General features: G+C 71.7%; 28 protein-coding genes and 1 tRNA gene. 12 read left to right on the forward strand and 17 right to left on the reverse strand.

Features of this window, described 5'->3' with window-relative positions; genetic code table 11:
* Window positions 1-2 precede the first annotated feature (2 nt).
* Window positions 3-695: a uracil-DNA glycosylase gene (locus AAIB33_RS02380; RefSeq protein ID WP_345801975.1), complete on the forward strand. Its 693-nt coding sequence runs from the start codon at window positions 3-5 to the stop codon at window positions 693-695.
* A 10-nt stretch (window positions 696-705) separates the two neighbouring features.
* Entirely contained in the window at window positions 706-1,317 is a 612-nt protein-coding gene (locus tag AAIB33_RS02385) for an N-acetyltransferase family protein (RefSeq protein ID WP_345801976.1), read from the forward strand.
* 3 nt (window positions 1,318-1,320) lie between these two features.
* On the opposite strand, the gene AAIB33_RS02390 is transcribed toward AAIB33_RS02385, so the two are convergent.
* The 8 genes from AAIB33_RS02390 to AAIB33_RS02425 form a co-directional block, all read right to left on the reverse strand.
* The gene (locus AAIB33_RS02390) at window positions 1,321-1,662 is read right to left on the reverse strand and encodes a protealysin inhibitor emfourin (protein ID WP_345801977.1); all 342 of its coding nucleotides are present in this window, start codon (window positions 1,660-1,662) and stop codon (window positions 1,321-1,323) included.
* On the reverse strand, window positions 1,640-2,710 hold the full coding sequence (locus tag AAIB33_RS02395) for a M4 family metallopeptidase (protein WP_345801978.1): 1,071 nt from the start codon (window positions 2,708-2,710) through the stop codon (window positions 1,640-1,642). The genes AAIB33_RS02390 and AAIB33_RS02395 overlap by 23 nt, the downstream gene beginning before the upstream one ends.
* Window positions 2,711-2,855: 145 nt before the next feature.
* Complete coding sequence (locus AAIB33_RS02400) at window positions 2,856-3,689, reverse strand: ATP-binding cassette domain-containing protein (RefSeq protein WP_345801979.1); 834 nt, start codon at window positions 3,687-3,689, stop codon at window positions 2,856-2,858.
* On the reverse strand, window positions 3,686-4,474 hold the full coding sequence (locus AAIB33_RS02405) for an ABC transporter ATP-binding protein (protein ID WP_345801980.1): 789 nt from the start codon (window positions 4,472-4,474) through the stop codon (window positions 3,686-3,688). Before AAIB33_RS02405 ends, AAIB33_RS02400 begins: the two co-directional genes overlap by 4 nt.
* Entirely contained in the window at window positions 4,471-5,331 is an 861-nt protein-coding gene (locus AAIB33_RS02410; RefSeq protein WP_345803488.1) for an ABC transporter permease, read from the reverse strand. The genes AAIB33_RS02405 and AAIB33_RS02410 overlap by 4 nt, the downstream gene beginning before the upstream one ends.
* Window positions 5,332-5,579: 248 nt before the next feature.
* A complete protein-coding gene (locus AAIB33_RS02415) occupies window positions 5,580-6,530 on the reverse strand; it encodes an ABC transporter permease (RefSeq protein ID WP_345801981.1) in 951 nt (316 codons plus the stop codon).
* The gene (locus tag AAIB33_RS02420) at window positions 6,527-8,038 is read right to left on the reverse strand and encodes an ABC transporter substrate-binding protein (RefSeq protein WP_345801982.1); all 1,512 of its coding nucleotides are present in this window, start codon (window positions 8,036-8,038) and stop codon (window positions 6,527-6,529) included. The genes AAIB33_RS02415 and AAIB33_RS02420 overlap by 4 nt, the downstream gene beginning before the upstream one ends.
* Before the next feature lie 143 nt (window positions 8,039-8,181).
* A complete protein-coding gene (locus AAIB33_RS02425) occupies window positions 8,182-9,120 on the reverse strand; it encodes an alpha/beta hydrolase (RefSeq protein WP_345801983.1) in 939 nt (312 codons plus the stop codon).
* 60 nt (window positions 9,121-9,180) lie between these two features.
* Here AAIB33_RS02425 and AAIB33_RS02430 point away from each other — a divergent pair, with 60 nt between their 5' ends.
* Genes AAIB33_RS02430 through AAIB33_RS02440 form a run of 3 tightly spaced genes read left to right on the forward strand, consistent with a single transcriptional unit; the run spans window position 9,181 to window position 10,888 of the window.
* Window positions 9,181-9,657, forward strand: coding sequence for a carboxymuconolactone decarboxylase family protein (locus AAIB33_RS02430; protein ID WP_345801984.1), 477 nt, complete (start codon window positions 9,181-9,183; stop codon window positions 9,655-9,657).
* A complete protein-coding gene (locus tag AAIB33_RS02435; RefSeq protein WP_345801985.1) occupies window positions 9,654-10,373 on the forward strand; it encodes a tyrosine-protein phosphatase in 720 nt (239 codons plus the stop codon). Before AAIB33_RS02430 ends, AAIB33_RS02435 begins: the two co-directional genes overlap by 4 nt.
* Before the next feature lie 50 nt (window positions 10,374-10,423).
* Window positions 10,424-10,888, forward strand: a complete 465-nt coding sequence (locus tag AAIB33_RS02440; protein ID WP_345801986.1) for an SIP domain-containing protein — start codon at window positions 10,424-10,426, stop codon at window positions 10,886-10,888.
* Between the two features lie 19 nt (window positions 10,889-10,907).
* Here AAIB33_RS02440 and AAIB33_RS02445 read toward each other — a convergent pair whose 3' ends face one another.
* From AAIB33_RS02445 to AAIB33_RS02460, 4 genes are all read right to left on the reverse strand, one after another.
* Window positions 10,908-11,372 (reverse strand): Fe-S oxidoreductase, encoded by a 465-nt coding sequence (locus AAIB33_RS02445; RefSeq protein WP_345801987.1) that lies wholly within the window; start codon window positions 11,370-11,372, stop codon window positions 10,908-10,910.
* The gene (locus AAIB33_RS02450; protein WP_345801988.1) at window positions 11,369-12,190 is read right to left on the reverse strand and encodes an arginase family protein; all 822 of its coding nucleotides are present in this window, start codon (window positions 12,188-12,190) and stop codon (window positions 11,369-11,371) included. Before AAIB33_RS02450 ends, AAIB33_RS02445 begins: the two co-directional genes overlap by 4 nt.
* Window positions 12,191-12,374: 184 nt before the next feature.
* A complete protein-coding gene (locus AAIB33_RS02455; protein ID WP_345801989.1) occupies window positions 12,375-13,136 on the reverse strand; it encodes a PspA/IM30 family protein in 762 nt (253 codons plus the stop codon).
* Window positions 13,137-13,205: 69 nt separating this feature from the next.
* Window positions 13,206-15,281 carry a TPM domain-containing protein gene (locus tag AAIB33_RS02460; protein ID WP_345801990.1) on the reverse strand — a complete coding sequence of 692 codons (2,076 nt, stop codon included), beginning with the start codon at window positions 15,279-15,281 and terminating at the stop codon, window positions 13,206-13,208.
* Window positions 15,282-15,439: 158 nt separating this feature from the next.
* Here AAIB33_RS02460 and AAIB33_RS02465 point away from each other — a divergent pair, with 158 nt between their 5' ends.
* From AAIB33_RS02465 to AAIB33_RS02480, 4 genes are all read left to right on the forward strand, one after another.
* Complete coding sequence (locus AAIB33_RS02465) at window positions 15,440-16,273, forward strand: DUF3097 family protein (protein WP_345801991.1); 834 nt, start codon at window positions 15,440-15,442, stop codon at window positions 16,271-16,273.
* Window positions 16,274-16,425: 152 nt separating this feature from the next.
* Entirely contained in the window at window positions 16,426-17,091 is a 666-nt protein-coding gene (trmB, locus tag AAIB33_RS02470; protein ID WP_345803489.1) for a tRNA (guanosine(46)-N7)-methyltransferase TrmB, read from the forward strand.
* Window positions 17,092-17,180: 89 nt separating this feature from the next.
* Window positions 17,181-18,422 (forward strand): MFS transporter, encoded by a 1,242-nt coding sequence (locus AAIB33_RS02475; RefSeq protein WP_345803490.1) that lies wholly within the window; start codon window positions 17,181-17,183, stop codon window positions 18,420-18,422.
* Window positions 18,422-19,297: a CPBP family intramembrane glutamic endopeptidase gene (locus AAIB33_RS02480; RefSeq protein ID WP_345801992.1), complete on the forward strand. Its 876-nt coding sequence runs from the start codon at window positions 18,422-18,424 to the stop codon at window positions 19,295-19,297. The genes AAIB33_RS02475 and AAIB33_RS02480 overlap by 1 nt, the downstream gene beginning before the upstream one ends.
* Before the next feature lie 266 nt (window positions 19,298-19,563).
* Here AAIB33_RS02480 and AAIB33_RS02485 read toward each other — a convergent pair whose 3' ends face one another.
* From AAIB33_RS02485 to AAIB33_RS02495, 3 genes are read right to left on the reverse strand one after another with little or no spacing between them, the layout of a single operon-like run.
* A complete protein-coding gene (locus AAIB33_RS02485) occupies window positions 19,564-20,532 on the reverse strand; it encodes a hypothetical protein (protein WP_345801993.1) in 969 nt (322 codons plus the stop codon).
* A 60-nt stretch (window positions 20,533-20,592) separates the two neighbouring features.
* Window positions 20,593-20,961: a hypothetical protein gene (locus AAIB33_RS02490; RefSeq protein WP_345801994.1), complete on the reverse strand. Its 369-nt coding sequence runs from the start codon at window positions 20,959-20,961 to the stop codon at window positions 20,593-20,595.
* Window positions 20,958-21,527 carry an SDR family NAD(P)-dependent oxidoreductase gene (locus tag AAIB33_RS02495; RefSeq protein ID WP_345801995.1) on the reverse strand — a complete coding sequence of 190 codons (570 nt, stop codon included), beginning with the start codon at window positions 21,525-21,527 and terminating at the stop codon, window positions 20,958-20,960. The genes AAIB33_RS02490 and AAIB33_RS02495 overlap by 4 nt, the downstream gene beginning before the upstream one ends.
* 190 nt (window positions 21,528-21,717) lie before the next feature.
* On the opposite strand from AAIB33_RS02495, the gene AAIB33_RS02500 reads away from it, so the two are divergent.
* The gene (locus AAIB33_RS02500) at window positions 21,718-22,053 is read left to right on the forward strand and encodes a hypothetical protein (RefSeq protein ID WP_345801996.1); all 336 of its coding nucleotides are present in this window, start codon (window positions 21,718-21,720) and stop codon (window positions 22,051-22,053) included.
* Between the two features lie 67 nt (window positions 22,054-22,120).
* Here AAIB33_RS02500 and AAIB33_RS02505 read toward each other — a convergent pair.
* Window positions 22,121-22,193 (reverse strand) — tRNA-Arg (locus tag AAIB33_RS02505).
* 60 nt (window positions 22,194-22,253) lie between these two features.
* Entirely contained in the window at window positions 22,254-23,045 is a 792-nt protein-coding gene (locus AAIB33_RS02510) for an SGNH/GDSL hydrolase family protein (RefSeq protein ID WP_345801997.1), read from the reverse strand.
* Between the two features lie 205 nt (window positions 23,046-23,250).
* Between AAIB33_RS02510 and AAIB33_RS02515 the strand changes: the two genes are divergently transcribed.
* Both AAIB33_RS02515 and argS read left to right on the forward strand, forming a co-directional pair.
* Window positions 23,251-24,102, forward strand: coding sequence for a transglutaminase family protein (locus tag AAIB33_RS02515; RefSeq protein WP_345801998.1), 852 nt, complete (start codon window positions 23,251-23,253; stop codon window positions 24,100-24,102).
* Between the two features lie 44 nt (window positions 24,103-24,146).
* The gene (argS, locus tag AAIB33_RS02520) at window positions 24,147-25,814 is read left to right on the forward strand and encodes an arginine--tRNA ligase (protein ID WP_345801999.1); all 1,668 of its coding nucleotides are present in this window, start codon (window positions 24,147-24,149) and stop codon (window positions 25,812-25,814) included.
* Window positions 25,815-25,818 lie beyond the last annotated feature (4 nt).

Here is a 25,818-nt window from a genome sequence, read left to right on the forward strand (position 1 = left end):
CGGTGGCGCTGACGCTGCCCGAGCTCTCCGCGGCGGGCCTCATCGACGAGGGCTGGGCGACGGCCCTCGCGCCCGTCGCCCCCGACATCGCGGCGCTGGGCGACCGACTGCGCGCCGAGGTCGCTGCCGGCCGCCACTACCTCCCCGCCGGCGACCGCGTGCTGCGCGCGTTCCAGCGTCCCCTCGCAGACGTGCGGGTGCTCATCGTCGGGCAGGACCCGTACCCCACGCCCGGACACCCGATCGGGCTGTCGTTCGCGGTCGATCGCGCCGTGCGCCCGCTGCCGCGCAGCCTCTCGAACATCTACCGCGAGCTCGACGCCGACCTCGGCATCCCGCCCGCCGCCCACGGCGACCTGTCGGGCTGGAGCGATCAGGGCGTCATGCTGCTCAACCGGGTGCTGACGGTCGCGCCCGGCGCACCGGCCTCGCACCGCGGGTGGGGCTGGGAGAAGGTGACCGAGCATGCGATCCGGACGCTCGTCGCCCGCGACGAGCCGCTCGTCGCGATCCTGTGGGGGAGGGATGCCGCGAACCTGCGCCCGCTGCTCGGCGCGGTGCCGATCGTGGAGTCGCCGCATCCGTCGCCGCTGTCCGCGAGTCGCGGGTTCTTCGGCTCGCGCCCCTTCTCCCGAGCCAACGCCCTCCTCGAGCAGCAGGGCGCGAGGCCGGTCGACTGGGCCCTGCCCGCGTAGGCTGGTCGGCATGCTCGAGGAGGAATACGAGAAGGCCCGCCGGCGGCTCCCGCAGCACCTTCAGAGGCCGCCCGAGCCGGAGCGCCCCTTCTCCTTCACGATCCGTCCCGTCGAGGATCGCGACATCCCCGACATCCGCGAGATCTACAACTACTACGTGACCAACTCGGTCGTGACGTTCGACGAGAAGAAGTGGTCGATCGCGCAGTGGCGCTCCAAGCTCGAGCACCTGCGCAAGCTCAAGATGCCGTTCATCGTCGCCGAGGCGCCGACGGGCCAGATCCTCGGCTACGCCCTCGTGCAGCCGCTCTCGACGAAGAGCGCCTACCGCTTCTCGGTCGAGAACTCGATCTACCTCGGCCAGGCCGCGACGGGCAAAGGTCTCGGGCGCGCGCTGCTGGAGGCCCTCATCCGGGCGTCCGAAGAGGCCGGGATCCGCGAGATGGTCGCGGTGATCAGCGACAAGGGGGCCGAGGCATCCATCGCCCTCCACGAGAAGCTGGGCTTCGTCGAGGTCGGCCGCATGGGCCGGGTCGGTTTCAAGTTCGGCCGCTGGCTCGGCACGATCTACCTGCAGAAGAGCCTCAAGCCGGTGAAGAAGAAGGGCATCTTCGCGCGCTGACGGCTACGGCGCCTTCGCTCCGTCGTTCCAGTCGCGCACGGCGTCGACGAGCTCGCGCCAGGGTCCGGTGACGGCGCTGTCGGCGAGCTCGGCCTCACGGTCGTCCTCATCCCCGCACTGCGCGCGGATGTTCCACTGGAAGCGGTCGGCTCCGCGCATGTCGCGCTCGGCCGGGTCGTCCCACGGACAGCGTGAGATGAGAGAGATCCAGACGGATGCCTCGTCCTCGCGCGGTTCGGCCCTCCACTGCTTCGTGAGTCCCGCGAATCCGCCGGTGCGCGTCACGGCGACGACGAGCGTCGGCGACGGCTCGGTGGAGCGTTCAGGACTTCGGGTCTCTTTCATCGTCGATGACGCCGACGCCCTTCCAAGCGGCCCGGACGGCGGCGACCTCCTCCGACTTCACACCGTACTCCGCTTCTGCCGTCGCGATCGTGGCCGCCGCGAACTCGGCGAAGTCGGTCGTCGGGGAGAGGGTGCCGGACGTCACCGTCTTGTACCAGATGAGCCCCGCTCGCTCCCAGGCGCGGCCCCCGAGCTCGGTCGCCGCGAGCGCGAAGGCGCGGTTCGGGATGCCGGAGTTGATGTGCACACCGCCGTTGTCGCCCGTCGTCACGACGTAGTCGCGCATGTGCGCGGGCTGCGGGTCTTTTCCGAGCACGTCGTCGTCGTACGCCGTGCCGGGGTGGAGCATCGAACGCAGGGCCTTGCCCTGCACCGACGGGGTGAAGATGCCCTCGCCGATCAGCCAGCTCGCCTGATCGGCGGTCTGACCCAGCTGGTGCTGCTCGGTGAGCGCGCCGAAGACGTCGGAGATGGACTCGTTGAGCGCGCCCGACTGCCCCTGGTACTCCAGGCCGCCCGACACCTCGGTCACGCCGTGCGTCAGCTCGTGCGCGATGACGGTGAGGGAGTTCGTGAAGCCCGTGAAGATGTCGCCGTCACCGTCTCCGAACACCATGCGCTCGCCGTTCCAGAACGCGTTGTCGTACTTCTCGCCGTAGTGCACGGTCGCCAGGAGCTGCCCTCCTGCGTCGTCGATGCCGTTGCGGCCGTAGGCGTCCCAGTAGAAGTCGAACGTCGCGCCGAGGCCGTCGAACGCCTCGTCGGCCGCCTCATCGCCCGTCGGCGGGTCGTCCTCGCCGCGCACCTTGACGCCCGGGAGGGTCTCGGCGCCGTGCGCGTCGGAGATCGTGCGGTCGGGGGCGGGGCCCGTCTCGGCGATGAGGCTCCCCGCCTCGTCGATCGACAGGCGCAGCCGCGAGCGCGTGGGACGGTAGTCGCGATCGGCCGCCAGGGTCGCCCGGGCCGCCTCGGCGGCACCCGCGAGATGCGGCTCCGTCGTCGCGGCGATGCGGGCCAGGAGATACGGGGGGACGATCGCGTGCCTCATCCTCCGAGGCTATCGGCGCCCCACGACATCCCGGCGGCGCGGTCCGCGCGTCGGAGATTCGCGCGTACCTCGGACTTCTGCCGTCGAATCCACCGACGTTCGCCGGATTCTCCGAGGTTCGTCCCGCCCGTCGCGGGGGTCCGGTTCAGGATGCGGCGGCGCCGGGGTCGATGACGGGGATCGAGGCGAGCAGGCGCCGCGTGTACGCCGCCTGGGGCTGCAGCAGCACCTTCTCCGTCGGGCCCTCCTCGACGACGCGGCCGTCCTTCATCACGACGACCTGGTCGCAGAGGTTCTGGACGACGCCGATGTCGTGCGACACGAGGAGGAGCGTGAGGCCGTCCCGGTGGCGGAGCTCGGCGAGCACGTCGAGGATCTGGGCGCGCACCGTCACGTCGAGCGCCGACATCGGCTCGTCGCCGACGAGCAGGCGCGGGCGGTGCACGATCGCCCGGGCGATGGCGATGCGCTGCCGCTGACCGCCGGAGAACTCGTGCGGGTAGCGGTCGGCCATGTCGGCCTCGAGGCCGACGTCGACGAGCACCTCGCGGACGCGCTCGCGCCGCCCGGCGCTGCCGGGCTCCCCGTCGCCGCCGAGGCCGAGAGCCCACAGCGGCTCGCCGACGATCCGTCCCACGCTCATGCGCGGGTCGAGCGAGGCGTAGGGGTCCTGGAACACCATGCCCGTGTCGCGGCGCAGCCAGTGCAGCGCGCGGGCGCCGGCAGCGGCATCCACTTCTCTGCCGTCGAATTCGATCGTGCCGGCGGTGGGCGTGTCGAGTGCGAGGAGGAGGCGCACGAGCGTCGACTTGCCCGAGCCGGACTCGCCGATGATGCCGACCGACGAGCCCGCGCGCACGTCGAGGTCTGCGTCCTCGAGCGCCGTGGAGGTCGTGGCGCGCTCGAAGAGCGTCTCCTTCGGCACCGGGTACCGGCGGGTGAGGCCCCGCGCCCGCAGCAGGATGCGCTCGTCGGTCATGAGACGCCTCCCGGCCGCCAGAGGGTCGCCGTCGCGTCGCGCAGGAGGCCTTGCGTGACGGGGGATGCCGGGGCGGAGAGCAGCGCCGCGATGGGCCCCTCCTCGACGATGCGGCCTTCATCGAGCACGATCCCGTGCGTCGCGATGCGCGACAGCACCGCCAGGTCGTGCGTGATGAAGACGAGCGACATCCCGTCGTGCTCGACGAGCTCGACGAGGAGGTCGAGGATCTCGGCCTGGATCGTGACGTCGAGCGCCGTCGTCGGCTCGTCGGCGATGAGCAGGCGCGGACGGCACGCGAGCGCCGTCGCGATCGCGACGCGCTGACGCTGTCCGCCGGAGAGCTGATGCGGGTAGCGGGCCACGATCCGCTCGGGGTCGGGGAGGGCGACGCGCCGGGCTTCCTCGACGGCGCGCGCCTTCGCCTCGGCCCGGCTGACGCGCTGATGGATGCGGACCGATTCGGCGATCTGGCGGCCGACGGTGCGGATCGGGTTGAGCGCGGTGCGCGGCTCCTGGAACACGATGCCGATGTCGTCGCCGCGGAGCTGCGCGAGCTCGCGATCCGGCAGGCCGAGGAGCTCGCGCCCGTTCCAGCGGATGGAGCCGCCCGCGACGGCGCCGTCGGGGAGGAGACCGAGGATCGCGAGGGCCGTGAGCGACTTGCCCGAGCCCGACTCGCCGATGAGACCCACGCGCGACCCGTCGGGCACCTCGAACGAGACGCCGTCGACGACGCGGCGGCCGGAGATGTCGATCGTGAGGTCCTGCACGGCGAGAGTCACGACACGACCTCCGGCACGTGCGTGCGCGCGGTGCGGGCCGAGCCCCCGCGGCGGGTGAGCGTGGGGTCGGTCGCCTCGCGCAGGCCGTCGCCGAGCAGGTTCAGCCCCAGCACGGTGAACGTGATGGCGAGGCCCGGCCACACGACCGAGAGCGGGTGCACCGTGATGAACTGCTGCAGCTGCGCGAGGAGGAGACCCCACGAGGGCTCCGTCACGGGCGCCCCGAAGCCGAGGTACGACAGGCCCGCTTCAGCCAGAACGGCGACGGCCATGCCCCACGACAGCTGCACGATGAAGACCGGTGCGACGTTGGGGAGGAGGTGCCGCACCAGGTTCTGCGACGGGGTGAGCCCCGCCATCCGTCCCGCCAGGACGAAGTCGCTGTGCAGCACCCGCCGCAGCTCGGGCCGGGTCACCCGGGCGATGTTGACGCCGAACCCGATGCCGACCGCCCAGATGACGACCCACAGCGACCCGCCCCACACCGCCGCGATCATCATCGCGATGATCAGCACGGGGAACGCGATGAGGATGTCGACGAACACGGCGACCGATTCGCGCAGCCACCGCGTCGTGAGCGCGCCGAGCGCGGCGAGCCCGATGCCGATGATCGTCGCGACGATTCCGGCGCCCACGGCGACGATCACGGTCGTGCGCGCGCCGGCCATGAGGAGGCTCAGGATGTCGCGACCGGTCGCGTCGGTGCCGAGCAGGTGCGGCCAGCCGGGAGGGGCCCACCGGTTGCGGATGTCGACCTGCTGAGGGTCGAACGGCGTCCAGAACGAGGCGACGACGGCCGTCAGGAGCACGACCGCCACGACGATGAGACCGAACCGGCCGGTCGACAGCGCCCACAGCCGGCCGAGCCACGCCCATCGCGAGGGGCGCCGGGAGGAGGCGGCCGAGGCATCCGCCTCCGCCGCGGTCGAGGCATCCGCTCCGGCCGCGGTCGAGGCATCCGCCCCCGCCGCGGTCGAGGCAGCCGCCCTCGCCGCGGCCGTCGCGCTGTCCGCGCGCGCCCCGGCGGCAGACGCATCAACCTCCGCCGCGGTGCGGGCCGCAGCATCCGCCTTCCTCGAGGCGCGGGTCTCGGGAGCCGGGTCGCTCATGCCGCCTCCCGCTGCCGGGGGTCGAGGGCGCGGTGCGCGAGGTCGACGACGAAGCCGACGATGAGCACGAAGCCCGTCAGAACGAGGAGCTCGCCCTGCACCTTCGGCAGGTCCCGCGCGCTCACGTCGGCGACGAGCATGCGGCCGATGCCGGGCAGGGTGAAGAGCTGCTCGATGACGACGGCGCCGACGATGATCCCCGCCACCTGGAGGCCGAGCACCGTGATGACCGAGAGGCCCACGTTGGGAAGCCCGTGCCGGACGAGGGCGGCGTTGCGGGTCAGGCCCTTCGCGGCGGCCGTGCGCACGTAGTCCTGCCCGACCGCCTGCAGGGTGGCACTGCGCACGAACCGCAGCAGCATGGCCCCCTCGACGATGCCGATCGTGAGCGCGGGGAGCACGAGCGAGCGGATCGCCGCGGCCGGATCCGCCCAGCCCGAGCGCGGGAAGCCCTGCGCCGGCAGCCAGCCCAGCCACACCGCGAAGACGACGACGAGCATCATGCCCGCCCAGACGACGGGCACCGCCGCGAGCGCCTGCGAGCCCACGTTGAGCGCCGTGCCCGACGCGCGTGCCCGGCGCATCGCGGAGACGACGCCGAGCGGCAGGCTGAACACCAGCGCGATCGTGAGGGCGAAGATGCCCAGCGGCACCGTGACCTGCGCCTTCTCGACGAGTTCGTCGACGACGCTCGACCCGGTGAGCAGGGATGTTCCGAGGTCGCCGCGCAGCACTCCGCCGATCCAGGCGAGGTACTGCGTGACGAGCGGCTCGCCGAGACCCAGGCGCTCGCGGATGGCCGCCACCTGCTCCGGCGTGCTGTTGGTGCCCGCGACGAGCTGGGCGACATCGCCCGGGAGCACCCGGAGCGTCAGGAAGATCAGCACGCTGGCGACGAGGAGCCCGAGCAGGAGCAGGGCCAGGCGCGTCAGCGTGTATCGGATCACCCGTCGCTCTTGGTGAGCTCTGCGAGGTTGATCCTCGCGTTGGTGTTCGTCGTCGGCATACCCGAGATGTTAGTTCCGACCGCGACGACCGACGCGCCGTTGTAGAGCCAGTCGGCCGCGGCATCCTGCGACACGATCTTGGCGGCCTGCTTCAGCAGGTCTGCGGCCTTGTCGGGGTCGGTCGCGGCGACCGACTCCTTGTAGAGCTCCTGCACCTGCGGGTTGTCGTAGGTGAAGTAGTAGTCGGGGTTGGCCCAGTTCTCGAAGTCGCGCGCCTCGGTGTGCAGCACGAAGCTGAGCTCGTAGTCCTTGTTCGTGTACACGTCGTTGAGCCACGTCGGGAAGTCGACCGAGTTCACCTCGAGCGTGATGCCCACCTCGTTGAGGTCCGACACGAGGATCTGCGGGATGGTCGTGGAGTAGAAGCTCGGGATCGTGAGGGTCAGCGTGAGGTCCTCGTACCCGGCCTCCTTCAGGAGGGCCTTCGCGGCCTCCGGGTCGTAGGGGGCGACCTTGGAGAGGTCCTCGTAGCCGGGGTCGAGCGAGGGGATCGGACCGTACAGGGTCTCACCCGAGGCCAGCGCCTCGATGATCGCCTCGTGGTCGATCGCCTGGCGGATGGCCTGGCGCACGCGCTTGTCGGCGAGCGGACCCGAGGTCTGGTTGAAGGCGAGCGTGCCCTTGTCGGTCGACTTGCCGAGCACGAGCTGGAAGTCGCCGTTCGCCTCGATCTGGTCCTTGAGGGTCGCGTCGAAGCCCGTCACGACGTCGACCTCGCCGGCGAGGGCCGCGTTGAGCGCCGCCTGGTTGTCGGGGATGTAGTCGAAGACGACCTCGGCGACCTTGGGCTTGTCTCCCCAGTAGGCGTCGTTGCGCGTGAACGTGATGCTGTCGCCCTGCTTCCACTGGTCGAGGATGAACGGACCCGTGCCGTTCGTCTTCGTCTTGTAGTCGACGGTGTCGCCCTCCTTGAGGATGAGGCCCGCCCGGCCGCTCAGGTTCCACAGCAGCGTCGAGTCCGGCGCGCTCAGGGTGAGGGTGATCGTCTGCCCGTCGGCCGTGATCGTCTCGACGTTCGCGAGGCGTCCCGAGTCGCTCCACTCCGGCGTGTTCTTGCGGGTCGTCAGCGACCACACGACGTCCTGCGGAGTGAGCTCCTGCCCGTCGTGGAACGTCACGCCCTCGCGGAGGGTGAAGGTGTACGTCAGGCCGTCGTCGGAGACCTCGTAGTCGCTCGCGAGCGCGGGCACGATCTCCTGCTCCGGGGTGCGCGAGACGAGGCCCTGGTAGACGTTGTCGACCAGGATCTGGTCGAGCGCCGCGCCCGCCGTCTCGCGGATGTCGAGGTTGCTCGGCTCGAGGACGAGCCGGATCACCGCCGACGCGTCAGCGTCGGGTGCGCCCGTGCTCGTCGACGCGGAGGACCCGCCGCCGGTGGTGCAGGCGGCGAGCAGGAGGGCGCTCGCGGCGAGGAGCGCCGAGGCGGCGAGAGCGGTGCGGCGGAGCATGACTGTCCTTTCCGAGGGGCATCCGGGGTCGGATGGACGGCGCAGGCCGAGGGGGTGTCGGCAAGGCTGTCGTGTGCGGTAACCCAGCCTAGGGAACGCGCGAGGAGCCCGCGGCCATGGCTACCCACAACGAAACAGAAGCGTTAACCCTTCCCGGCGAGCTCGGCGACGAGACGTCCGAGGTCTCTCGGGAGCTCCTCCTGCACGTTGTGCCCGGAGTCGACCTCCACGATGGATGCCGTGGGCACGCGCTCGCGGAAGGCTGCGGCATCCTGCTCGGTCACGTATCCGCGCGTCCCGCGGACGAGCGTCAGCGGCGCCTCGATGCCCGCGAGGTCGGACCACCCGGACTCGGACAGCACGGAGCCGAGCGCGTCCTGCTGCGCCGCCGCCGCCTCGGCCAGCTCGGGCGACTGCGACATCGCGTTCGCGAGGTGCGCGAAGTGGTGCTTCCACTCGACCCGGCCGTCCGGGCGGATGCGGCTGTTGTGGTAGACGCCGCGCGCCGCGGCGGTGGGCGACCCGCCGAGTCCGAACGACAGCGCGCGCTCGACGAGCTCGTCGCGGCTCGCCCAGTCGGTCGGCCCCGCGAAGAAGTCGCGCAGCTGCGACGGTCCGCCATCCGGGTCGATGCCGGGTGTGATGTCGACGACCACGACCTCGCGGACGAGATCGGGACGGGATGCCGCGACCGCCGCCGCCGTCAGCCCGCCGAGCGACTGCCCCACGAGCACCTGCGGCCGGTCGGTCCACGCCTCGATTCCAGCGGCGACGTCGGGGGCGAGCGTGCCGCCCGTGTAGGCGACGTCGTCGCGCCAGGACGAGTCGCCGTGGCCGGGGAGGTCGACCGCGAGCGCGGGAAGGCCGAGCGCGAGGATCGTCGTGTCCCACGTGTGCGCATTGAGGCCGGCGCCGTGCAGGAACGTGACCTCGGGCGAGCCGTCGCCGTACCTCAGCGCGCTCAGCGTCCGCCCGTCGGGCAGCGTGAGGAAGACGCGCTCGGCGCGGGGGACGGGACCGTCGATGCCCGCGTCGGCGGCCTGCTCGGGGAGGAAGGAGAACTCGTCGGTGGGGTCGCTCACCCGGCCATTCTGCCCCGGCGCCGAGGCTCGGGCATCCACCCCCGTCATAGGGTGAAGGACATGAGCGAAGAACGACGCGTCCACCTCTCGCGGTCCGCGCCCGACGCGTACAAGACGCTCGATGCCTTCTCCAAGACGGTCGGCCGGATCGCCGGCGACGCCGGAATCGACGACCGGCTGAAGGAGCTCGTGCAGATCCACGCGTCGCAGCTCAACGGCTGCGCCTTCTGCGTGCGCGTGCACGTCGACCGGGCGGTCACGGCGGGACTGGATGCCGACCTGATCGCCCAGCTGCCGACGTGGCGCGAGTCGGGGGTCTTCACCGACCGCGAGCGCGCGGCGCTCGAGCTGACCGAGGCGTTCACGTTCATCCACGACGGGGGCGTGCCCGACGAGGTCTACGACCACGTCGGCGGCATCCTGAGCGAGGACGAGTACGTGGCGCTCAGCTGGATCCTCGTGTCGATCAACGCGTTCAACCGCATCGCCATCGCCGGGCGCTACCCGGTACCTCCTCGCCACCCGGACCGCGCGTGAGCGACGCGCTCGTCCCGGGCGCCGTCAACCTCCGCGATGTCGGCGGCCTCCCGGCCGACGGGGGGCTCACACGCGAGCGCGTGCTCTACCGGTCCGGCAACCTGGCCCACCTCGAGGCCCCGGGCGTCGCCGCGCTGGGCGAGCTGCGCCTGCGCCGCATCATCGATCTCCGCGACGACGAGGAGGTCGCGCACGCGCCGAGCCGCCTCGGCGACCTCGCGATCACGACGCAGCGCGCGCCGCTCTTCCTGGGGTCGGTCGCATCGTTCTTCGAGGACGACATCCCGCTCGACGAGATGTACCGCCGCATCGTCGACGACTCGTCCGAGCGCGTCGTCGAGGTCGTCCGCGGCATCATCGCCGATCAGCCCGTGCTCGTGCACTGCACGGTGGGGAAGGACCGCACGGGGGTCACCGTGGCGCTCACCCTCGCCGCGGCGGGGGTCGATGAGGATGCCGTCGTCGCGGACTACGCGCGCACCGAGGGGCTGCTCCCGCAGTGGCGCAATCGCCGCGTCGTGAAGCGGCTGAGGAAGCTGCATCCGGATGCCGTCCATCTGGAGGACCTCGCGACGCGCTCGCCGGCTCCCGTCATGGCGGGTCTGCTCGCGGACCTGCGCGAGCGCTACGGCTCGGTGGCGGACTACCTGCGCGCGCACGACGTGAGCGACGACGAGCTCGCCGAGCTGCGCGGCATCCTGATCGCCCGCGACTGAGGTCCTACTCAGGTAAGGCAACCCTATCTTCGGGGTATAGTGGAGCCGTCATGGCCCACACCACCGAGCACAACGCCAGCGCCTGCCGCTCGTCGCGGCACACGCGCGTCCAGCACCTCATCACGGCCGACGAGACCTCGCTCGCCGAGCTCGAGGCTGTGCTCGCGACGCTGCCGATCTGCTCGACGGGCCGGGTCTTCATCGAGATCCCGGATGCCTCGTGGCACGGAGAGCTCGTCGCTCCCGCCCGCATGGTCGTGACGTGGCTCGACCGGTCGCTCCGCACGGGCGACCCCGGCACGGGCCGCGCGTGCGCCCCGGGCCAGGCGCTCACGCGCGCCGTCACGGCCTGGGCGAACGAGATGCTCTGCGCCGACGACGACCACACGCAGATCCAGCTGCTCGGCGGCTACCTCGGCACCGCCGACATCGTCGATCACCTGACCGAGCGCCTCGGGATCGACCGCGCCGCGATCCACACACCCGCGCACTACGGCCTGTCCACCGCTCGCTGACCCGAGGCTGCACCGCGCGTCAGCGCGTCGAGGAGCCCCTCGGGACGTAGTTGCCCGCCTCCAGGCCCGCCTCGATCTCGAAGCGGTTGCGCAGCGGGTCGCGCCCCGCCACGAGGTACAGCAGCGGCATGAGGAAGCCGTAGCGCCGCCACTGCTGCGCGTGCACCGCCTCATGCTCGAGCAGTCGCGCCGACACCGTGCCGTCGCCCGTGAGGAAGCATCCGCCGACGCACACGCCTCCCCGCGCGAACGCCCAGCCGGGCATCCCGCGGAACACCCACAGGCCGTTGCGCTGCTCGACGCGGCCCCTGCTCCACAGGCCGCCCCACACGAAGCCGACGGTCGTGCCGTACCAGTAGCCGACGCGGCTGATGGGGGAGTCGAGCAGGAATCCCGGGATGAAGCGGTCGAACCGCCGGCCGCGTGCGACGGCGCGCTCGGCGGCGTCCTCCCACCCCGCGGGCGGCGTGGGGATGGGGCTCACGCGAGCGCTCCGACGACCCGGAGGATCGCCCCGAGGTCGTCCACGGCGGCGGCCGGGGTCGGAGGCGCGAAGCCCGCGATGGTCGCGCCCACGAGGGGAGCGGTGGCCCGAAGCGCGCCGATCGCGGCGACGAGCTGCGCGACCGTGAGGCCGAACGGCACCGCGGCCGTGACACCCGTGAGCGCCGCCGGGTCGAGCACGTCGAGGTCGACGTGGACGTAGATCCCCGCGGCGCCGGTCGCCGCGACGGCGGTGGCGAGCGCCTCGGGATCCGCGAGGTCGGCGGCGTCGATCGCGACGATGCCGAGGTCGGCGACCCGCGACTCCTCGTCGGTCTCGTAGTCGCGGGCGCCGGCAAGCACGACGCGCTCCGCGCCGATCGTGCCGGGCGCGAGGGTGAGCCCCGAGGCGCCTTCTCCCAGGACCGCGCTCAGCGCCATGCCGCCGAACGCGCCGGATTCCGACGACTCGGGGGTGTGCAGGTCGGGGTGCGCGTCGAACCAGACGACCGCGAGTGACGACTCGCGCTCGGCCGCCGCGCCGATCGCCGCGACGCTGACTCCGCAGTCGCCGCCCACGACGATGACGGGTGCGTCGGTGCGGGCGAGCTCGTCCTCGAGCGCATCGCGCGTGCGGGTGAGCGAGCTGAAGCGGTGCACGCCGGTGTCGAGCGCCTCGCCCGCCTCGAGCGGCACCTCGATCGTCGTGCAGGCGGTGCGGGGCAGGTCGCCCGCGATCGCCTGTGCGCCGTCGATGAGCTGCATCGCGCGCGCCGAGGGCGAGCCCTGCCATTGGGGGACGATCACGAAACGCGCCATGAGCCCATCATTCCCCAGGCGCCGGGGTGCGGCATCCGCTCCCCGCGAACGTGCCGCGCGGGTCGGGGAGCCGCCCGAGGGGTCGACCCGAACGGCCAAGTGCCGCTGCGCCGCCGCCGACGGCCCGCCGGAACGACGGAGCGCCGCGACCCGAAGGCCACGGCGCTCCATCGTGCCGATGCGATTACGGCGTGTACGGTGCGCTCGGCGCGTCGATCGCGGCCTGGGCGGGCTGCTGGCCGCCCTTGAGCGCCGCGAGGCGCGCCTCGACCTCGGTCAGCTCGCCGACGTCCTCGAGCTGGTTGAACTGCGCGTCGATGCTCGACGCGGCCAGCTCCTGCTTGCCCTGCGCGAGAGCCTCCTGGCGGCGGATCTTGTCCTCGAAGCGCCCGAGCTCGCTCGTGGGGTCGAGCACGTCGATCGACTTGACGGCGTCTGCGACCTTGTTCTGGGCCTCGGCGGTCTTGGCGCGGGCGAGCAGCTCGGAGCGCTTCGACTTCAGCTGCTCCAGCTTCTGCTTCATGCCGTTGAGGCCGTCCTTGAGCTTGTCGACGACCTCGGTCTGCGCTGCGATCGTGGGCTCGACGGCCTTCGCCTGGTTCTCCTCGCTGATCTGGCGCTGCAGCGCGATCTTGGCGAGGTTGTCGAACTTGTCGGCGTCGGCCGTGTTGCCCTGGCCGCGCAGCTGGTCGGCCTTGCGCGAGGCGGCGAGCGCCTTGTTGCCCCACTCGGACGCGGCCTGCACGTCCTCCTGGTGGTCGCGCTCGAGCAGGCGCAGGTTGCCGATCGTCTCGGCGATCGCGGCCTCGGCGTCGGCGATCGAGTTCGTGTAGTCGCGCACGAGCTGGTCGAGCATCTTCTGGGGGTCCTCCGCGGAGTCCAGAAGCGCGTTGATGTTCGCTCGGACGAGCGTGGAGATGCGACCGAAGATGGACTGCTTTGCCATCGGGTGTTCCTTCCTTTCGAAGAAGTCAAGGGGTGAGGGATGCCGCGGCGCGGCGCTGTGTCGGACCTGTCAGAAGCGACCGCCTCCGCCTCCGCGACGACCGCGGGTCGCGCCGCCGCCGAAGCTGCCCGGGTTGAAGCCTCCGCCACCGCCCGGCATGCCGGGGAAGCCGCCGCCTCCGCCCAGCATGCCGCCGAGGCCGCCGCCTCCGCGGCTGCCGCCGCTGAGGACGGAGTTGAGCACGATGCCGCCGAGCACGGCGCCGAGCATCCCGCCTCCGCCGCCGGAACCGCCGCTCTGGCCGAACATCCCGCCGCCCCCGCCGGGTGCGAACATGCCGCCGCCGAACGAGCCGACGTCGTTCTGCGCGTACTCGATCGCCTGCCCGGCGAGCTGGTCGGCGCGCTGCGCGTACTGCAGCGCGCGGGCGGGGTCGACGCTCTGCAGCTGCTGGGCCTGCACGAGCGAGGCGCCGGCCTCGGCGAGCCGCGTGCGCGCTTCGGCGCCCACGGCCCCGCGGCGGGCGGTGATGTAGTCCTCGGCGGCCGACACCTGTGCGCGCGCCTGCAGCATGACCTGTCCGAGCACCTGCTGGGCGTGCTGCGCCTTGGCCGCGGCATCCCGGACCCCCGCGATCACCGCGTCGATCTGCTGGTTCGCGGCTTCGAGCGCCTTCAGGGCGGCGAGCGGCCGCTTCTGGGTCCCCGTGAGCTGGGTGCGCGCCGCGTCGAGCTGCTGCCTGGTCGCCGTGACGGTCGCGGCGACGTGGCCGTCGGGGTCGGGAAGAGCGGATGCTGCGGCGATGTCCTGTTCGAGCTCGGCGACGAGCGCCTGGCCCTTCTGCTCGCCCTCGGCGAGGTCGCTCGCGAGCTTGTCGATCGCCTGCGCGAGCAGCGTCGCCTGGCCGACGGCCTCCTCGGCGGCCCGGATGCTGACGGCGGCCTCGCCCCCGTCGCCGGCCCCGATCGCGGTCTGCGCGGCAGCGAGCTGGGTGTCGGCGAACGCGATGCGGTCGCGCGCCTGCTCCGGGTTGTCGTGGACGGTCGAGAGCGCCTCGGCGGCGTACGACTGCGACAGGTCGGCGAGCCGTGCCGCGGCGGGATCGATGGCGGCGGCGGCCTTCGCGCGCTCGTCCTGCACCCGCGCGAACGCCTCGGGCGCGTTCTGTTCGAGCTTGCGCAGCTCGTCGAACGCCTCCGCCTTCTCGTCGAGACCGCGGTTGGCGGTGTCGAGCAGCTGGAGGATCTGCGTATTCCACGCCCGCACCTGCTCCTCGGTGTCGGGGGTGGCGTCGTCGAGCTGCTGCTTGAGCATGAACGCCTTGTTGAGGCTGTCCTTGGCGGTCTGCAGCGCCTGCTCGAACTCGACTGTCGCGGCATCCCCGAACTGCGCCTTGGCGAAGCCGAGCTCCTGCTCGCTGGTCTTGACGGCGTCATCGGTGTCGACGAGGGCCGCGGATGCCTGGCGTGCGAGCTCCTCGGTGCTCACCTGCTCGACGGGCGGCTGCCCCGGCCGCCCCGCGGGCGCCTGCCGGCGCCGACGGCGGCGGACGAGCAGCCAGATGATGACACCGACGATCGCGGCGAGGAGGACGAGGATCAGGATGCCGGTGAACCCGCCGCCCCGGCCGGACGCCGTGCCGCTCGTCCCGCTCGTCCCGCTCGTGCCGCCGCCGAGCGTCGTGGTGATCCCGTCGGCCGCCGCATCGACGGCGCCGAGCCAGTCCTCCGCGGCGAGCTCGGGCTGCACCTGCTGCTGGGCGATCGTCGCGGCCTGCTCGGTCGTGATGGGGCCGGACGGGTCGGCGGAGAGGTAGTACTGGCGTCCGTCCACCGCGACGGCCAGGAGGAGCTGGTTCGACCCGAGCCCGTTGTCGTCGGCGGTCTGGTTCGCCCAGTCCGCGGCAGACGCGGGATCGGTGAAGTCGTCCACGAAGACGACCCAGAGGTCGGCCGTCGTCTCGTCGGAGAGCTGCTGCAGGCGCGCCTCGGCGGTCGCCTCGTCGGAGCTCGAGAGCACACCTGCCTGATCGACGACGTGGCTCGATCCGAGCTCGACCGGTGCGGTCGCCGACGCAGCCGCGGCACCGCCGAGCAGCGCCAGCGAGAGAGCCGCCGTGAGCGCGAGTGCGGGTCGCGCGCGCATCCTTCCCCCTCCTCGGGGAGCCGTGGAGCCGCCCCCTCCGCCGAGTCTATTCAGGCCCCGGCATGCATCGGTAGGCACGGGCGAGGCCTTGACGGGAGGCGGGTCGCTGCCCTCGCGCGCCGGTCGCCGCGGGTACGCTGGCGGCTCCGGGAGGGCGGATGGACGATCGATACGGCACGGATGTGCTCGCCGCAGGGTGGAAGAAGCAGTTCCAGCGCGAGCTACGACGGGTGCCCGCCGAGCGGGACCTCGTCGTCGAGCTCGCGGAGGACGGATTCTGCGGCGCCGTGACCGGCGTCCGCTCGGGCACCGTCGAGCTCGAGGACCGTCTCGGTCGCCGACGCGTCTTCCCGCTCGGCGCCGGCTTCCTCGTCGACGGCGAGGACGTCGTACTCGTCCCGCCGGCGCCCCGGGCGCCCGGTGCTCCCGCACGGACGGCGTCCGGCTCGTTCGCCGTCGCCGACGCGAGAGCCCGCGTCGCCCGGCCGAGCCGCATCCTCGTCGAGGGCAAGCACGATGCCGAGCTCGTCGAGAAGGTCTGGGGCGACGACCTGCGCGTCGAGGGCGTCGTGGTCGAGTTCCTGCAGGGCGTCGACCTCCTCGGGGCCGCGCTCGACGAGGAGCCGCCGTCGGCCGACCGCCGCTACGGCGTGCTCGTCGACCACCTCGTGCCCGGCTCGAAGGAGTCGCGCATCGCCGAGGCGATCGCCCGGGGCCGGCACGGCGCGCACGTGCGCATCGTCGGGCACCCCTACATCGACGTGTGGCAGTGCGTCACCCCGCGGGCGGTCGGGATCGCGGCGTGGCCCGAGGTGCCGCGCGGCATCGAGTTCAAGGTGGGCGTGTGCCGGGCGCTCGGCTGGCCCGCGCGCGATCAGGCCGACCTCGCCCGCGCGTGGCAGCGCATCCTCGCGTCGGTGAAGACGTACCGCGACCTCGAGCCCTCGTTCCTCGGCCGGGTCGAGGAGCTCATCGACTACGTGACGGCCTGACCGCGGCATCCCCCGTCTCGGCGAACCTTCCCGGTCCGCCAACCGACTCCCCGAGGCGCCCTCGGTAGCCTGGAGGGGTGTCCGACCCCGCCGAGAGCCCTGCCCGCACGTTCCGCGATCGGCCCGTGTCGTTCGTGCGGAGAAGCGGCCGCATGTCCGAGGCGCAGGAGCGTGCCTGGAGCGAGCTCGCGCCGCACTACATCCTGACCGTGGAGCGGGATGCCGCGGCCACGAGCGTGCGCCCGGGCGACACCGTCGACCCCGTCGCCGTATGGGGACGCAGCGCGCCCCTCGTCGTGGAGATCGGCTCGGGCCAGGGGCACGCCATCGTCCACGCGGCGGCGTCGGCGCCGGAGCGCGACTTCCTCGCGATCGAGGTCTTCAAGGCCGGTCTCGCCCGCACGATGCTCGACGCCGACAAGGCGGGAGCCCGCAATCTGCGGCTCGTCGAGGCGAACGCGCCCGAGGTGCTGCAGCACCTGCTGCCGACGGCATCCGTCGACGAGCTCTGGGTCTTCTTCCCCGATCCCTGGCACAAGAAGAAGCACACGAAGCGGCGGCTCGTGACGCCCGAGTTCGCCCGCACGGCCGCCGGGGCTCTGCGCGACGGCGGCACCCTGCGCCTCGCGACGGACTGGGAGGACTACGCCCTGCAGATGCGGGACGTGCTCTCCGCCGCCGACGACTGGGAGCCGGCATTCGAGGGGGAGTGGGCGGATCGCTTCGAGGGCCGCGTGCTGACGGCCTTCGAACGAAAGGGCGCTCGTGCCGGACGCTCGATCCGCGATCTGACGTATCGGCGCCGGGCGCGCACGTGACCACGCCCGACGAGCCGTTCGGCCGGGGGCCCGAGCCCGCCCCCGACGAGGCGCTCGTCGATGCGTCCCCCCGCGACCGCTGGCGCTTCGTGCGTCCGCTCGCGCATCGCGACTTCCGGATGCTGTTCGCGGCCGTCGTGCTGTCGATCTTCGGCGCCGGGATGTGGGCCGTCGTCATGGTCTACACCGTCATCGACGCGGGTGGCGGCCCCGTCGACCTGTCCCTCGTCGCCGCGTGCAATGCCGTCGGTCTTCTCGCGTGCGCCATTCCGGGCGGGATCGTCGCCGACCGCGTCTCGCGGCGCCTGATCCTCCGCGTGGTCGAGCTCGTGAATGTGACGGCTGTCACCTCGATCGCGATCGCCGGCATGTTCGGCGCCGTGACGGTGCCGCACCTCGCGATCGTCGCCTTCGCCCTCGGCGCGGGGGCGGGGTTCTTCTTCCCCGCGTACAGCGCGATCCTGCCGCGCATCCTCCCGCCCGCGCAGCTGCTCGCCGCCAACGGCCTCGAGGGTGCCATCCGCCCCGCGCTGCAACAGGCGGCCGGGCCCGCGGTGGCCGGCGTCGTCGTGGCGGCGGTCGTCGCGCCCGCCCACGCCGCCTGGGTCATCGCGGCGGCGCACGCGCTCGCGCTGCTCCTCCTCATGTTCGTGCGACCGGAGCCCGTCGCCCGCGAGACGCCGGCGGGCGAGGCATCCACGGGCCGCGGGGTCTTCCACGATCTGCGCGAGGCCGTCTCGTTCACGCTGCGCACGCCCTGGCTGCTGTGGACGCTCCTCTACGCGACCATCTGGGTGCTGGTGTGGATGGGTCCCGAGGAGGTCCTCCTGCCCTTCCTCACCCGCGAGCGCATCGGCGACGACCCCCGCTGGTTCGGATTCCTGCTCGCGGCGTACGGACTCGGCGGCGTCCTGGGATCGATCGTCGTGTCGTCGTTCCGGCTGCCGCGCCGCTACCTCACCGTCATGATCGCGGTGTGGGGCTGCAGCACGCTGCCCTTCATCGTCGTGGGCTTCACCGACGTGTATGCGCTCATGGTGATCTCGGTGTTCCTCGTCGGCTTCGGCTTCAGCTACGGAAACGTCATCTGGGGCACGCTCCTGCAGCGTCGCGTGCCGACCCACATGCTCGGACGCATCTCGAGTCTCGACTTCTTCGTCTCGCTCGCCCTCATGCCGGTGTCGATGGCGCTCGCGGGTCCGCTCGCCGAGGTCGTGCCGATCCCCGTGATCTTCCTCGCGGCGGGCATCGTGCCGTTCGCGCTGTCGTTCCTCGTCATCTGGATCGCGCGCATGCCCCGCGACGAGCTCGCCCACCCGCTGGGGGACTGATGCCCGCTCATCCCGCGGCCGCGCCCCTCGTGCGTCCCGCCTGGTCGTGGGGGCTCGCGCCGGCGCTCCTCGCGTGCCTCGCCGCGCCCGCCTTCTTCGTGCTGCGGGTGGCGTGGCTCGGATGGCTGCTCCTCGCCCTGGCGCTCGTCGCGGCGTTCATCCTCGAGCGGCGGACGGGCGCGATCGAGCGCGGGCCCGAGGCATCCCACCGACCGCCGAGCCTCGTGCGCGACCTGTCGCTCGTCGCCGCAGGGCTCCTGATCGTGAGTGCCATCCCGCTGAAGGCGGAACTCGACGACCTCGCGATCCTGCGCTTCACCGTGGGCCTGGGCGGGGCCGTCGCCGTGCCGTACGCGGTGTCGCGCTTCGTCTACAGCGATCGGGCGATCCGGTTCCCGTGGCGCGGCGGCGGTCGGTGGACCCGCTTCCAATGGACGTGGCTCGTCGTCGTGCTCGCGCTCGGCTGGCTGATCCTGCCGTTCTACTTCATCACGTCGGGGGTCTACACGAACTGGCCCGTCGTGGACACGCCCGACCTCATCGCCCGGCTCTTCCTGGGCGTCGGCAGCGTCGGCATCTGGGACGAGCTCTTCTTCATCTGCACGGTGTTCGCGCTGCTGCGACGCCACTTCCCCGACTGGCAGTCGAACATCCTGCAGGCGATCGTGTTCGTGTCGTTCCTGTGGGAGCTCGGCTATCAGGCGTGGGGTCCGCTCCTCACCATCCCGTTCGCGCTGCTGCAGGGGTTCATCTTCGTCGTGACGCGCTCCCTCGCCTACGTCGTGACGGTGCATCTGCTGTTCGACGCGATCGTCTTCCTCGTGATCGTGCACGCCCACAATCCCGGAGTGCTCGACCGTCTCTTCCTGGTCTGAACGGGGGAGGGATGCCGCAGCGCGTCAGGCATCGCGCGTGCGGCATCCCTCACCTTCATGCTGACGGTGAGATGAGTTCGAGACGACCTCTTGACGACGGCGGAAGCCGGAGTATCTTCACTCTTGTAGACGGAAATCAGAGACGAGAACCTCACACGAGGATCAGACACAGAAACCAAAATCTGCATTGAAGATCGCCCCGAGGCTTCGGCCCCGAGGCGATCTTCATGTGTGCCCGGATGCCGTCCGGCTACCCGGCTGCCCGGCTATGTCGTCAGTCGTCGCGTCGCGTTGGCAGCCCGGCGCCGCAGGATCACGGCGCGCACGACGATCGCGGCGAAAGCGACGACGATCGTCACGACGACGGGCTTCAGGGCGACGTCGGGAGTGGTCAGCGCCATGACGAACACGCCCACGCCGTAGTCGATCATCTCGCCGGGATAGCGCGCGAGCACGCGCATCCCCGCGGCGCTCGTGATGCCCGTGATGAGAGCGGGGACGATCCAGACGAGGGCGACGCCGAACAGCGCTGCGACGACCTGTCCGACGGTGCGCAGTCCGCCCCACGCGATCGCGACGCCGACGAGCACGGCCGGCACCCAGCGCACGAGGTCGAGCAGAGGCAGCGTCGCGTCGGACGTGATCGACCCGAAGGGGACGAGCACACCGCTCAGCCACGGACCGGCGGCGAGTGCGGCGATGCTGAGTCCCACGACGGCGCCGGCCCGTGGCGCTCGGGCGATGAGCAGAAAGGCGACGACGCCCGTGGCGAGCGAGAGCACGCAGACGCCGACGAGCGCGCCGAGGTAGAGGACGGTCTCGGTGCGCTGCTGCAGGCCCGCCTGCACGACGACCGCTGTCTGTGCGACGGCGATGATCTGCGTCCCGAACAGGGCGAGTGCGATCGCGAGAGCGCCGCGGCGGGGGAGGCGGGCGCGGAGGGCCCGAGCGGCGATTCCGCCGGCTCCTGCGCCCGTGACGAGGATGCCGACGAGCAGGACGATGGCGTACTGGCTGAACGGGAGCAGCACGACCGGCATCTCGTCGGGCATCGTGCTGTACGCCCAGAGGTTCTGAAGCGGCAGCCGCATCCCGGTGATGACCCAGGGCGCCAGGCCCACGAGGGCGGCTCCGACGCCGATGAGGATGCACGCCCAGACCGGCACGACCCGCCGCTGCGCGGCATCCGTCTCCTCCGGCCTCGTGGCCTCCGTCGACGCTGCTCGGTCCGTCACGCCGCCCCCTCACCGCCCCGCTGTCGGAGCCCGTGAGGACCACGATAGGACGCGGCGAGGTCAGTGCCCGGCCGTGGGCCCGGCGTCCTCCCGCTCCATGCGCTCTCGCACGCCGCCGCTCACGGTCGTGCCGGCCTTCATCGGCTCGTAGATCGCGCCGGTGGTGTGGGCGACGGCCGATCCTTTCTCGCGCTCGCAGTCGGCGAGGTCTGCGGACAGTCGCTTCGTGAGGTCGGGGAAGAGGTGGTGGGAGAGCTTCGATCCCCGCGCCTTGGGGCCGACCGGCTGCTCCTCCTTCGGGGCCACGCAGGCCTCGACGATCGCGTCGACGACGATCGAGGGATCGTCCATCGCGGCCATCCGCGGAGCGTGGCCCGTGTAGTTCGCGGCGTGGATCCACCACGGCGTGTCGACGGCCCACGGCATCACCGTGCCGACCTTGATCGTCTCGTCGAGGCGGCGAGCCGCAGCTCCTCGTTGATCGTGCGTCCGAGACTCAGGACTCCCGCCTTCGACGCGGCATAGGAGGCCTGGTACGCGAGAGGGACGTCGCTCTCGAGGGAGCCGACGTTGACGAGCACGCCGTGCCCCTGCGCGACGAAGAGCCTCATCGCGGCGTGGGATCCGTACAGGAGACCGGTGAGATTGACGTCGAGCACGCGTGCGTGGTCTTCGACCGGCACCTCCCAGAAGAGGCCGAGCGCCCCGACGCCGACGTCGTTGACCCAGACGTCGACCGCGCCGAAGCGATCGATCGCCGTGGCGGCGATTCGGGCGATCGCGGTCGGATCGCTCACGTCGCCCGCGACCGCGACAGCTGTTCCGCCCTTCGCAGCGATCGAGGCGACCACGTCGTCCAGCACATCGCCCCGGCGCGCGGCCGCGACGACGTTGGCGCCCCGTTCGCCGAGCCGTTCGGCGGCACCCCGGCCGAAGCCGCTCGAGGCCCCCGTGATGACGATCGTCTTGCCCCTGACATCCTTCTCGTGGCTCATGCCGCCATCCTCGGGCGGGGCCGATCGCGCCCCTATCCCCTTGCCAGGCGTTCGTGCGGCAGCTATCGGCCGTATGACGAAGCGGGAGGCCGGCATCCAGGATGCGAAAGTGCTTCGGCGGTGTATAGCGTCCGCTTCCCCCGATGGCAACCCCGGAGAGCGGTGGTGTCTCCCGAGGTACGAATAAGAGGTGAAGCGGATCGTGTACGCCGGGGGCGAGTATCTGACGGGGGATGCCATCGCCGACGCGCTGCTCGACTACAGCGAGGCGCTCGCCGAGGCGGGGTCTGCCTCGCACATCGAGATCCCGATCGTCGACGCACACGGAGTGCGCGAGCGTGCGACGTTCCTCGTCGGCCCCTCGAGCCAGATCGTCACGAGCGACGTCGACACGCACGGGGATGAGCTCGTCGACCAGGAGATCGTCGACCGCCTCGAGCGTCTCACACGCAAGCTCCGCCCCATCGCCTACCCCTCCGCCGAGGGCGCCCCGGTGCTCGACGACTACGACGCTTCCGACGGATAGCCCGCCGCCCGCCGCCGCGGACCGAAACGGCTGAAGGCCGCCCCTCCGGGACGGCCTTCAGCGTTTGTGCCCCCGACAGGAATCGAACCTGCGACCTTTGGTACCGGAAACCAACGCTCTATCCCCTGAGCTACGGAGGCGTACCGATCGAGGGTATCACCGCGGCATCCCCCTCCCTGACGCGTGGGGGATTGGATGCCTCAGCCCGCGTCGGCCGTCACGCCGTTGCCGCGCGACATCCGCTCGATCGCCTCGGCGAGACGCTGCGCGAGGTAGGCGTGGCCCTCGGTCGTCGGGTGGTCGCGGCCGATGTCGCTCGTGTCGATCACCCAGTCGTAGTTCTCCGGCGTGATCCAGTTCTCGGCGATGGGGGAGACGTACCACCACCCGCGCGCGGCCGCGAGGCGCGAGAGCTCGCCGTCGATCTCGGCTGTCGGCTTCTCGACGGGCAGCACCTGAGGTGCGGGTCCGAGGATCACGAAGCGTGCGTGCGGGTAGAGCTTCGCCAGCGCATCCCAGGCCGCCGTGACGGCGGCCGTGTAGCCCGTGGGGTAGAGGTGCCGGTCGTTGATCGACCCCTCGACGATGACGAGATCGGGGTCGAGCGACGGGTCGAGGGCCGCGATGCGCTCGCCGTAGGCGGGTCCGTCGATGCCGGGCTTGAGGTACCCGCTGCCGCGGACGCCGTCGACGGTCGTCGTCCAGCCGAGCTTCTCGCCGAGGACGTAGGCGTAGCCGAGCGTCGGGACGGTCGCGGCGGAGCCGTACGTCCAGGAGTCGCCGAAGATCAGCGCCGTGGGGTGCTCGGGGAGCGCGAGGGGCGCCGGTGCGACGGCGACGGACTCGGCCTGCGCGACGGGTGCGACCACCTCCTCGGCGGGTGCCGCCCACGCCCGCCACACCGCGACGGCGCACACGATCGCGACGGCGAGGAGGGAGGCTGCGAGGAGCCACCGGGGACGTCGCGCGCGGGAGCGTCCGTGCGGGTTCACGCCGCGAGTGTACGTCAAGAATCCGCGATCGCCGCATCCGCGTCGATACGCGGGAAAACGGGCCCTGGATACGCAGGAAATCCCCGATCTGGGCGCCGCGATCCGGCCGGTCGACGACGCCCGCTGGAACCGCTCTCGGCGGGCTCTCGGCATCCCTTCCACATCCGCGCAGAGAGCAGGCGATCGGGCGTGCGAGGATACTTCGGTGCAACGCCTCGTGACCGCCGAACTCGACCTCGATCTGGGATCCTCCGTCGACCTCATCTTCCAGATCACGGCGGCCCAGCAGGTGCCTGTCGTGCGCGAGGAACTGACGTTCACCCAGGGCGAGCGCGTCTACACGCCGACCGAGATCGTCGACCAGTCCGGCAGCCGGCTGCACCGCCTCACGGGCGAGGCCGGACGCCTCGAGGTGCGCTACGAGGCGACCGTCGAGGGGCAGATGTCGGCGAGCCGCACGAGCGACCTCGAGGCGATCACGTATCTGCGGCCCAGCCGATACTGCCAGTCCGACGAGGTCTTCTCGCAGGCGCGCCGCCAGTTCAAGGGCCTGCACGGCTACGACCTCATCGCGGCCGTGAGCGACTTCGTCGCCACGAGCACGACCTATACCCCGGGCCTCAGCCAGGGCACCGACAGCGCCGTGACGACCCTCATGACCGGGCAGGGCGTGTGCCGCGACTACGCGCACGTCGTGATCGCGCTGCTCCGCGCGATGGACATGCCCGCCCGCTACGCCGCGTGCTTCGCGCCGGGCCTGCGTCCGATGGACTTCCACGCCGTCGCCGAGGCCTACTACGACGGCGCCTGGTACGTCATCGATGCGACACGGCTCGCGAACCGGAGCGCGCTCGTGCGCATCGCGACGGGTCGGGATGCCGCCGACTGCGCGTTCCTCAGCTACCACGGCGGCCACGTCGGCCTCGCCCGCATGCGCGTGGACGCGTGGGTCATGCCCGACGACGCATCGCCCGAGGCCCTCGACGGCGGACTCTCGTGGACGGAGGCATCCGATCCCGCCGCCGACGACCCCGCCGCTCTCGTCCAGCTCGCCTGACGCGCATCGGGCTCATAGCCGCCGAATCGTAGACTGGTCCGGCTATGACTCCTGACGCCCTCTCCGCCGCCCTCGCCGCCGTCATCGTCCCCCTCGCCGAGACGCGACGCCCCGGCTCGAGCGAGGGGATCAGCGCGGCCGATCTGCCGCTCGAGCGTCCCAAGAACCGCGAGCACGGCGACTGGGCGTCCAACGCGGCGCTCAAGCTCGCCAAGGTCGTCGGCGCCAACCCTCGCGAGTTCGCGGGCGAGATCGCCGCTGCGCTGGCTGCGACGCCGGGCGTCGCGAGCGTCGAGGTCGCCGGGCCCGGCTTCATCAACATCCGGCTGGACGCCGCCGCGGCCGGCGCGCTCGCGAAGACCATCGTCGAGGCGGGTGCCGCATTCGGCACGAACGAGAGCCAGCGGGGCAACACGATCAACGTCGAGTTCGTGAGCGCCAACCCGACCGGGCCGCTGCACATCGGCCACACGCGCTGGGCGGCCCTCGGCGACTCGATCGCGCGCCTGCTGCTCGCGAGCGGTGCGACGGTCGCGCGCGAGTTCTACATCAACGACGCGGGTGCGCAGATGGAGCGGTTCGGCCGCTCCGTGCTCGCCGCCGCGAAGGGGGAGCCGACGCCGGAGGACGGGTACGCGGGCGATTACATCGCGGAGCTCGCGCGCCGGGTCCTCGCCAAGCGCCCCGACCTCCTGAGCCTCGACCCCGAGGCGCAGCTGACGACGGCGCGCGACCTCGCCTACGAGTTCCAGCTCGGCGAGCTGCAGTCCTCCCTGGAGCAGTTCAACGTGCACTTCGACGTGTGGTTCTCCGAGCGGGTGCTGCACGCCGAGGGGCGGGACGGCGAGCCGAGCCTCGTCGACGAGGCGGTCGATCGGCTGCGCGCGCAGGGTCACGTCTTCGACGACGAGGGCGCCGTGTGGGTGCGCACGACCGACTTCGGCGACGACAAGGACCGCGTCATCCGCCGCTCGAACGGCGAGTACACGTACTTCGCTGCCGACGCCGCGTACTACCTCAACAAGGGCGACCGCGGCTTCGCGCACAAGATCTACCTCCTGGGCGCCGACCACCACGGCTACGTGCACCGCCTCAAGGCGCTCGCGGGCGCGGCGGGCGACGACCCCGACAAGGACATCGAGGTGCTCATCGGGCAGCTCGTCTCGGTCAACGGCGCGCGGCTGTCGAAGCGCGCGGGCAACATCATCGAGATGGACGACCTGCGCGAGTGGCTCGGCACCGACGCGCTGCGGTACTCGCTCGCCCGGTACCCCGCCGACTCGCCGCTGACCCTCGACCCCGAGCTGCTGCGCAAGCGCACGAACGACAACCCGGTCTTCTACGTGCAGTACGCGCACGCCCGCACCCACAACGTCGCGCGCAACGCCGAGGCGTCGGGAGTCACGCGCGACGCGTTCGCCCCCGAGCTGCTCGACCACGAGACCGAGTCGGCGCTCCTCGGCGCGCTGCAGGAGTTCCCGCGCATCGTGGCCTTCGCGGCCGAGCTTCGCGAGCCGCACCGGGTCGCTCGCTACCTCGAGGAGCTGGCCGGGCTGTATCACCGCTGGTACGACAACTGCCGCGTCATCCCGCTCGGCGACGAGCCGGTCGAGCCCGTGCACCGCACGCGCCGCTGGCTCAACGACGCGACGGGACAGGTTCTCCGCAACGGACTCGACCTCCTGGGCGTTCAGGCGCCGGAACGGATGTGACGAC

It is taken from the genome of Microbacterium sp. AZCO (genome assembly GCF_039614715.1).
Classification (GTDB): Bacteria; Actinomycetota; Actinomycetes; order Actinomycetales; family Microbacteriaceae; genus Microbacterium.

What these genes read in the sequence shown, in the direction of transcription:
- AAIB33_RS02385 (WP_345801976.1), top strand. Translation starts at nt 706, where the DNA reads ATGCTCGAGGAGGAATACGAGAAGGCCCGCCGGCGGCTCCCGCAGCAC.
- AAIB33_RS02390 (WP_345801977.1), bottom strand. Translation starts at nt 1,662, where the DNA reads ATGAAAGAGACCCGAAGTCCTGAACGCTCCACCGAGCCGTCGCCGACG.
- AAIB33_RS02395 (WP_345801978.1), bottom strand. Translation starts at nt 2,710, where the DNA reads ATGAGGCACGCGATCGTCCCCCCGTATCTCCTGGCCCGCATCGCCGCG.
- AAIB33_RS02400 (WP_345801979.1), bottom strand. Translation starts at nt 3,689, where the DNA reads ATGACCGACGAGCGCATCCTGCTGCGGGCGCGGGGCCTCACCCGCCGG.
- AAIB33_RS02420 (WP_345801982.1), bottom strand. Translation starts at nt 8,038, where the DNA reads ATGCTCCGCCGCACCGCTCTCGCCGCCTCGGCGCTCCTCGCCGCGAGC.
- AAIB33_RS02430 (WP_345801984.1), top strand. Translation starts at nt 9,181, where the DNA reads ATGAGCGAAGAACGACGCGTCCACCTCTCGCGGTCCGCGCCCGACGCG.
- AAIB33_RS02440 (WP_345801986.1), top strand. Translation starts at nt 10,424, where the DNA reads ATGGCCCACACCACCGAGCACAACGCCAGCGCCTGCCGCTCGTCGCGG.
- AAIB33_RS02450 (WP_345801988.1), bottom strand. Translation starts at nt 12,190, where the DNA reads ATGGCGCGTTTCGTGATCGTCCCCCAATGGCAGGGCTCGCCCTCGGCG.
- AAIB33_RS02455 (WP_345801989.1), bottom strand. Translation starts at nt 13,136, where the DNA reads ATGGCAAAGCAGTCCATCTTCGGTCGCATCTCCACGCTCGTCCGAGCG.
- AAIB33_RS02460 (WP_345801990.1), bottom strand. Translation starts at nt 15,281, where the DNA reads ATGCGCGCGCGACCCGCACTCGCGCTCACGGCGGCTCTCTCGCTGGCG.
- AAIB33_RS02465 (WP_345801991.1), top strand. Translation starts at nt 15,440, where the DNA reads ATGGACGATCGATACGGCACGGATGTGCTCGCCGCAGGGTGGAAGAAG.
- trmB (WP_345803489.1), top strand. Translation starts at nt 16,426, where the DNA reads ATGTCCGAGGCGCAGGAGCGTGCCTGGAGCGAGCTCGCGCCGCACTAC.
- AAIB33_RS02480 (WP_345801992.1), top strand. Translation starts at nt 18,422, where the DNA reads ATGCCCGCTCATCCCGCGGCCGCGCCCCTCGTGCGTCCCGCCTGGTCG.
- AAIB33_RS02495 (WP_345801995.1), bottom strand. Translation starts at nt 21,527, where the DNA reads ATGAGCCACGAGAAGGATGTCAGGGGCAAGACGATCGTCATCACGGGG.
- argS (WP_345801999.1), top strand. Translation starts at nt 24,147, where the DNA reads ATGACTCCTGACGCCCTCTCCGCCGCCCTCGCCGCCGTCATCGTCCCC.